Source organism: Pseudomonas rossensis, from assembly GCF_039888995.1.
GTDB lineage: Bacteria > Pseudomonadota > Gammaproteobacteria > Pseudomonadales > Pseudomonadaceae > Aquipseudomonas > Aquipseudomonas rossensis.
In genome coordinates this window covers 1-7,325 of sequence record NZ_JBBWCB010000204.1, presented here as the reverse complement: position 1 = coordinate 7,325, position 7,325 = coordinate 1, and the positions used below count along the sequence as shown (strand labels likewise).

Here is a 7,325-nt window from a genome sequence, read left to right as displayed (position 1 = left end):
CATCTTCACCTACTCTGGCCACTGAAGCGGTTTGGTGTTGGGAGGGAGGGGCTAAGGGCAGAATCAAAAGATCGTCCGAACGCGGCCCGAACCTTCGGCAGCTCCTACAGAAGGAATGCGTACCCCGTAGGAGCTGCCGCAGGCTGCGATCTCTTGATCTACTTACCAGATCGGCAGGGTGTAGCTGACGATCAGGCGGTTTTCATCCAGGTCGCTGCCGAAGTTGGTCGAGCGCACTGTCGCATTGCGCCATTTCACCCCGACATTCTTCAACGGCCCGCTCTGCACGACATAACCAATATCGGTATCACGTTCCCATTCCTTGCCTTCCGGGCGGTTGCCGCCCAGATCGATGTTGTCGCCGGTGAGGTAGCGGGTCATGAAGGTCAGGCCCGGAACGCCGATGGCCGCAAAGTTGTAGTCGTAGCGCGCCTGCCAGGACTTTTCGTCTTTGCTGGCGAAGTCGCCGATCTGCACGAAGTTCACCAGGAAGGCATCGGTGCCGTTGACGTAGGCGTAGCCAGTGTCACCGCTCATGCCTTGATAACCCAGGCCCAATGCATGCCCGCCAAGGTTGTAGGTGAACATCGCGCCAATGGCGTTGTTATCGACATTACTGCCGCCATCGTCCGTGGAGCGGGCGAAGCGCAGATCCGTCTTCAGCGACTGGCCCGTCGTCACCGGCAACACATAGGTCAGGTTGACCAGGTGCTGGCTGTAGAAGTTGTCGAGGTGACCGTAGCTGTAGCCGGTGGCGAGGTTGCTGGTCCATTTGTAGTTCAGGCTGGCGAAATCGAAGCTGTCGCTATCGACATGACGTGTGGTGATGCCCTTGACGCCGGTTCGGGTGATGCCCATGTCCTCGTAGTCCGAGGAGTCACGCTGATTGACCTGCGTCAGTCGCCCGGCATCCACGGTCAAGCCTTCGATTTCCAGCGAGGTCAACTGACCGCCCTTGAAGGTTTGTGGCAACAGCCGTGAATCGTTGGCCAATAACGTGGGCAGTTTCGGCAGCAGCGTGCCGAGTTTCAGCGTACTTTTTGAGGCCCGCACTTTGGCGGTCAGGCCCAGTTCACCGTACTCGTCCTGAGCACCTTTGCTCGTGTCGCGATGGCGTTTGAGCAGACCGGAGCCCGCGCGATCGGGGCTGGAATCGAGCTTGACGCCGAGCAGGCCAATGGCATCGAAACCGACACCGATCAAACCTTCGGTGAATCCCGATTCATAGCGCAACAGGAAACCCTGGGCCCATTCCTCTTGTTTGGATTGGGCGGCGTTGTCCTGGCGATAGTCACGGTTGAAATAGAAGTTGCGCAGCTCAAGGCTGGCCTTGCTGTCTTTGACAAAGTCGGCAGCGGCGGGGGCCGAGAGGCTGATGACGCCGCCGGCCAGCAACAGTCGGGTAGCGAGGGTGCGGGTGTTGCGGTCCATGGTGAAGCCCCTTTGTTTTTATTATGGAAAGACAGGTCCCGCGGCCCTCGCCAGGTGGGCGAGGGCTTATCGATAAAAAACGCGAACGCCGAAAGATAGGAGCGTGGCGCCGCGTGCGGTTCAATCGTTAGAACTGTTCTGCGCTCAGGCCAAACAACGAGGCACTGCCCGCGCGGATGGATTGCTCCAGGCTCAAAATGCGCGGCAGCAAGCGGTGGATATAGAAGTCGGCGGTGGCGATTTTCGCGCCATAAAACCCTTCGTCTTCGTGCAGCTTTTGCTGGGCAACCTGTGCCATACGCGCCCAAAGCCAGGCGTAGGCGACGTAACCGAACAGGTGCAAATACTCCACCGACGCGGCGCCGACTTCGTTGCGATTGGTCGCGGCCTGATCCAGCAGCCAGTCGCTCAAGTCCTCCAGACGCTGCACGGCATCGAACAATTGAGCGGAGTAGGGCGCGTCAGGCTGATGGGCGAAATGACGGATCTCAGCGGTGAACTGGCACAGCGCGAAGCCCTTGTCGGCGAGCACTTTACGTCCGAGCAGGTCCAGGGCCTGAATGCCGTTGGTGCCTTCGTAGATCTGCGCGATGCGCACGTCACGGACCAATTGTTCCTGGCCCCATTCACGGATGTAGCCATGGCCGCCGAACACTTGCTGGCCGTTGATGCAGCTTTCCAGACCGGTGTCGGTAAAGAATGCCTTGGCCACTGGCGTCAGCAGCGCAACCAGTGTTTGCGCGTTGTCCCGTTCCTGGACGTCATCGGAGAACTTCGCCAGGTCCAGTTGCTGCCCGACATAACTGGCGAACGCACGGCCGCCCTCGGTCATGGCTTTCATGCTCAGCAGCATGCGGCGCACATCGGGGTGGACGATGATCGGGTCAGCCACTTTGTCCGGGGCAATGGCACCGGTCGGCGCGCGGCTCTGAACACGTTCACGTGCATAGGCTACGGCGCTCTGATAGGACGCTTCGGCACAGCCAATGCCCTGAATGCCGATGGACAAGCGCTCGTAGTTCATCATGGTGAACATCGCCGCCAGGCCTTTGTTGGCTTCGCCGACCAGCCAGCCGCTGGCGCCGTCGAAGTTCATCACGCAGGTAGCCGAGGCCTTGATGCCCATCTTGTGTTCGATCGATCCGCAACTCACGGCGTTGGCATCGCCGAGGGAGCCGTCGGCATTGACCAGTACTTTGGGCACTACGAACAGTGAGATGCCTTTCGGTCCCGCCGGTGCGTCCGGCAGTTTGGCCAGCACCAGATGGACAATGTTTTCGGTCAGGTCCTGATCGCCACCGGTGATGAAGATCTTGCTGCCGGTGATGCTGAAGCTGCCGTCGGCCTGAGGTTCGGCGCGGGTGCGGATAATCCCCAGATCAGTGCCGGCGTGGGCTTCGGTCAAGCACATTGAACCGGCCCAGCGGCCTTCGTACATCGGCGGCAGGTAGAGGTTTTTCAGGGTGTCGCTGGCGTGGGCATCCAGTGCCAGGCAGGCACCGGAACTCAACGCTGAATAGAGTGCAAAGCTTGAGTTGGCGCCGTAGAGCATTTCTTCGAACTGCACGGCGAGCATCTTCGGCATGCCCATGCCGCCGAAATCGGCGTTACCGGAAAGACCCACCCAGCCGCCTTCGATGTAGGTGGCATAAGCCTGTTTGAAACCGATTGGCGTGCTGACCTGGCCATCGGCCCACTGGGCACCTTCCTCATCGCCGCTGCGGTTCAACGGCGCAATCAGGTGCGAGGTGACTTTGGCCGCCTCTTCAAGAATGGCGTCAGCGGTGGCGGCGTCGACACTGTCGGCCAGGGCTGGCAGGCGTGCCCACAGGGCCGGGGCGTCGAACACTTCATGCAGCACAAAGCGCATGTCGCGCAGCGGGGCGTTGAATTCGGGCATAACGTGAACCTCAAAAGGTTGTGCGATGGGCACGGCGCCGGTTGAGCAGGCAGTGCCCTTTCTATCAATGGCTGGAAGCGCTGGCGGCACCGAGGCCGGTCTGGGCGCGAACGAACTGGTCGGCGTAAGCGTCACGCTCTTTGTCGGCCCGCACGCTGCGGTCGAGTTTCGACACCACGACGATCACGAAGAACGCCAGCGGCATGGAGAACAGCGCCGGGTGGTCGTACGGGAAGATCGCGTGAGCATGGCCGAGCACGGTGACCCACACCGCTGGCGAGAGGATCACCAGCACCAGCGCACAGATCAGGCCGGCGAAACCACCGATGATCGCGCCTTTGGTGGTCAGGCCTTTCCAGTACATGGCCATGATCAGCACCGGGAAGTTGGTCGATGCGGCGATGCCGAAGGTCAGGCCCACCAGGAACGCGACGTTCATCTTCTCGAACAGAATGCCCAGCAGAATCGCGATGATGCCAAGGCCGACAGTGGCCATGCGGGTCACGCGCATTTCCTGTTTCTGGCTGGCTTTGCCTTTCTTGAATACCGTGGCGTAGAGATCATGGGAAATCGCCGAAGCACCGGCCAGGGCCAACCCGGAGACCACCGCGAGGATGGTGGCGAAGGCGACGGCTGCGAGGAAACCGAAAAACAGGTTGCCACCGACCGCTTTGGCCAGGTGCATGGCGACCATGTTGCCGCCGCCAATCAAGGCGCCGCCGACTTCGCCATTGACGTAGTACTGCGGGTCGGTGCCGATGATCACCATCGCGGCGAAGCCCAGGGTGCAAACCACCAGGAAGAAGAAGCCGATGAAACCGGTGGCATAGAACACCGATTTGCGAGCCTCTTTGGCGTTAGGCACGGTGAAGAAACGCATCAGAATGTGCGGCAGACCGGCAATCCCGAACACCAGGCCCAGCGACATCGAAGCAGTGTTGATCGGGTCGGCGAGCATTGAGCCGGGGCCCATGATGTTCCAGCCGCTGGCATGGGCTTCGACGGCTTTGCTGGCCAGGGTTTCGTAGCTGAAGCCGAATTGCGACATGGCCATGAACGCCAGGGTCGTGCCGCCAGCCAGCAGCAACACGGCCTTGATGATCTGTACCCAGGTGGTGGCGATCATGCCGCCGAAAATCACATACACCAGCATCAGTGCGCCGACGATCACCACCGCAACCGGGTAGTCGAGACCGAATAGCAATTTTATCAATTGACCCGCACCGACCATCTGCACAATCAGGTAGCAGCACACCACCGTCAGCGAACCGAAGGCAGCGAAGATCCGCACTTTGTTCTGGTCCAGTCGATAGGACACGATGTCGGCAAAGGTGTAGCGCCCCAGGTTGCGTAAGCGCTCGGCCATCAGGAAGGTAATGATCGGCCAGCCGACGAAGAAGCCGATGGTATAGATGAAGCCGTCGTAACCCTTGGCGAACACCAGGCTGGACAGCCCCAGCAGCGTGGCGGCGGACATGTAGTCGCCGGCAATCGCCAGACCGTTCTGGAACCCGGTGATGCCACCGCCCGCGGTGTAGAAGTCAGACGTGGATTTGGTTTGTCGCGCGGCCCACCAGGTGATGGCCAGCGTGCCCAGCACGAAGACGAAGAACATGCCGATCGCATGCAGGTTGAGCGGTTGTTTTTCCACTGCACCCAGCGCGGGCGCAGCCAGTACAACGGAGGCCGGCAAGAGCCCGGCAGCGGCGAGGAGAAGTTTACGCAGCAGGTTCATTACTTGCTCTCCTCGAGAATGGCGGCGCCCAGTGCATCGAAACGCGTGTTGGCGCTGTAGACGTACCAACCGGTGAGTAACCAGGAAAACACGATGATCGCCGCGCCAACCGGCATGCCCAGGGTCAACATCCGATGCTCGGCGAGTGGCGCATGCAGCCACTGCGGGGCAAACGCCACCACCAGCATGAACGCGTAGTAAGTACCCAGCACCGCAGCACTGAGTGACCAGGCCAGGCGCGAACGGCTGCTCACCAATTGAATGAATTTCGGGTTGGACCGAATGCGTTCACAGCGTTGGGTATCGGTTGAATGGATGTCGATCATGGGTGGCTCCACCTTGTTTTTGTTATCGATGCTTTGGGTATTTAAGGGCAGGGCAGAGCCGAATCCGGCCTGCACGAGCCCGAAGCGGCCGGTAAAAACACCGGCCGCTTGTCGGGTACAACGTCGATTCGGTTAGAGCGCTTTGGCCCTGTCGCGCAGAACGTACTTCTGGATCTTGCCGGTCGAAGTCTTCGGCAGCAGGGTGAAAACCACCGTGCGCGGGACTTTGAAACCGGCCAGGTGTTCACGGCAGAAACTGATGATGTCGGCCTCGCGAACGTCCTGGTGATCAGCCTTCAACGTGATAAAGGCGCAGGGCGTTTCGCCCCACTTCTCATCAGGGCGGGCGACGACGGCCGCTTCCATGACGGCGGGATGGCGATAGAGCACACCTTCCAGTTCGATGGTGGAAATGTTCTCGCCGCCGGAAATGATGATGTCCTTGAGTCGGTCCTTGATCTCGACGTAACCGTTCGGATGACACACCGCCAGGTCGCCGGTATGGAACCAGCCGCCTTCGAACGCTTCAGCCGTAGCGGTTGGGTTCTTCAGGTAGCCCTTCATCACGGTGTTGCCGCGCATGAAGATCTCACCGATGGTCTGACCGTCTCGCGGGGTCGGTTCCAGCGTCTTCGAATCGCCAACCATCACGCCTTCGAGCGTCGGGTAGCGCACGCCCTGACGGGATTTGATTTGCGCCCGTTCGTCCAGCGGCAACTCATCCCATTCGGCATGCCAGGCGCAGAGCGTCACCGGACCATAGGTTTCGGTCAGGCCATACACATGGGTGACCTTGATGCCCATTTCTTCCACGGCACCGATCACTTTGGCCGGTGGTGCGGCACCGGCCACCATGGCGTTGACCGGATGATCGATCGCCGCTTTAGCCGATTCCGGCATGTTGACCAAGGCATTGAGCACGATCGGCGCGGCGCACAGATGGGTGACCTGATGCTCGCGGATCAGCGTGAGGATTTTCTGCGGATCGACACGGCGCAGGAACACATGCACACCGGCCATGGCGGTGATGATCCACGGGTAGCACCAACCGTTGCAATGGAACATCGGCAGGGTCCAGAGGTACACCGGGTGGTTGCCCATGGCCCAGGTCATCTGGTTGCCCAACGAGTTCAGATAAGCACCGCGATGGTGGTAAACCACGCCTTTGGGGTTGCCGGTGGTGCCTGAGGTGTAATTCAGCGAGATGGCTTGCCATTCGTTCGCCGGCCACTGCCAGGCGAAGGCTGGATCGCCTTCGGCCAATAGCGCTTCGTAGTCCAGATCGCTGACCGCCTGACCTTCGCCGTACTCCGGATCATTAACGTCGATGACCAGTGGCGGGTGATCGAGCATGCCGATCGCCGCGTGAATCACATCATGGAACTCGCGGTCGGTAATCAGCACTTTGGCTTCGCCATGCTGCAGCATGAAGGCAATGGCTTCGGCATCCAGACGCACGTTGAGCGGGTTAAGCACCGCGCCAATCATCGGCACGCCGAAGTGCACTTCAAGCATCTCGGGAATGTTGGGCAGCATTACCGCCACCGTGTCGTTCTTGCCGATGCCGCGACCGGCCAGCGCCGAAGCCAGACGGCGGCAGCGGGTGTAGGTCTGCGCCCAGGTGCGGCGAATAGAACCATGGATGACGGCGGGGTAGTTGGGGTAAACGCTGGCGGTGCGCTCGATGAAGCTGAGCGGAGACAAGGCAATATGATTGACAGCCGCAGGGCCTAGCCCTTGTTCATAAATCGACATGTACGGGTACTCGGTGGCTGATTGTTAGCTCTATAGATGACCTTGCAGCGTCGCCGCTGAGGGCATCTTTTATGTCCGGCTTGCTTTATATAACATTCAGCTACTGATATGGAAGTACAACCTACGCCATATAGGATATGTACTATATTTGATTCTGGCAGGTCTAAATCAATACAGC

At 59.8% G+C, this 7,325-nt stretch carries 5 protein-coding genes; all 5 read right to left on the bottom strand.

What is annotated here, in order from left to right; genetic code table 11:
• Nucleotides 1–162: 162 nt before the first annotated feature.
• The 5 genes from WLY71_RS28710 to WLY71_RS28690 all read right to left on the bottom strand — a co-directional run bounded on the left by WLY71_RS28710 (nucleotide 163) and on the right by WLY71_RS28690 (nucleotide 7,147).
• Nucleotides 163–1,431: an OprD family porin gene (locus WLY71_RS28710; RefSeq protein ID WP_347806259.1), complete on the bottom strand. Its 1,269-nt coding sequence runs from the start codon at nucleotides 1,429–1,431 to the stop codon at nucleotides 163–165.
• Nucleotides 1,432–1,558: 127 nt separating this feature from the next.
• Nucleotides 1,559–3,331: an acyl-CoA dehydrogenase C-terminal domain-containing protein gene (locus WLY71_RS28705; RefSeq protein WP_347806258.1), complete on the bottom strand. Its 1,773-nt coding sequence runs from the start codon at nucleotides 3,329–3,331 to the stop codon at nucleotides 1,559–1,561.
• Nucleotides 3,332–3,395: 64 nt separating this feature from the next.
• A complete protein-coding gene (locus WLY71_RS28700) occupies nucleotides 3,396–5,066 on the bottom strand; it encodes a cation acetate symporter (protein WP_347806257.1) in 1,671 nt (556 codons plus the stop codon).
• Nucleotides 5,066–5,392, bottom strand: coding sequence for a DUF485 domain-containing protein (locus tag WLY71_RS28695; RefSeq protein ID WP_347806256.1), 327 nt, complete (start codon nucleotides 5,390–5,392; stop codon nucleotides 5,066–5,068). Before WLY71_RS28695 ends, WLY71_RS28700 begins: the two co-directional genes overlap by 1 nt.
• 132 nt (nucleotides 5,393–5,524) lie before the next feature.
• Nucleotides 5,525–7,147: an acyl-CoA synthetase gene (locus WLY71_RS28690; protein ID WP_283180327.1), complete on the bottom strand. Its 1,623-nt coding sequence runs from the start codon at nucleotides 7,145–7,147 to the stop codon at nucleotides 5,525–5,527.
• Between the last annotated feature and the right edge of the window lie 178 nt (nucleotides 7,148–7,325).

Bases quoted from the DNA above. Each gene is read 5' to 3' on its own strand.
- WLY71_RS28705 (WP_347806258.1), bottom strand. From the start codon at position 3,331: ATGCCCGAATTCAACGCCCCGCTGCGCGACATGCGCTTTGTGCTGCAT.
- WLY71_RS28695 (WP_347806256.1), bottom strand. From the start codon at position 5,392: ATGATCGACATCCATTCAACCGATACCCAACGCTGTGAACGCATTCGG.
- WLY71_RS28690 (WP_283180327.1), bottom strand. From the start codon at position 7,147: ATGTCGATTTATGAACAAGGGCTAGGCCCTGCGGCTGTCAATCATATT.
- WLY71_RS28710 (WP_347806259.1), bottom strand. From the start codon at position 1,431: ATGGACCGCAACACCCGCACCCTCGCTACCCGACTGTTGCTGGCCGGC.
- WLY71_RS28700 (WP_347806257.1), bottom strand. From the start codon at position 5,066: ATGAACCTGCTGCGTAAACTTCTCCTCGCCGCTGCCGGGCTCTTGCCG.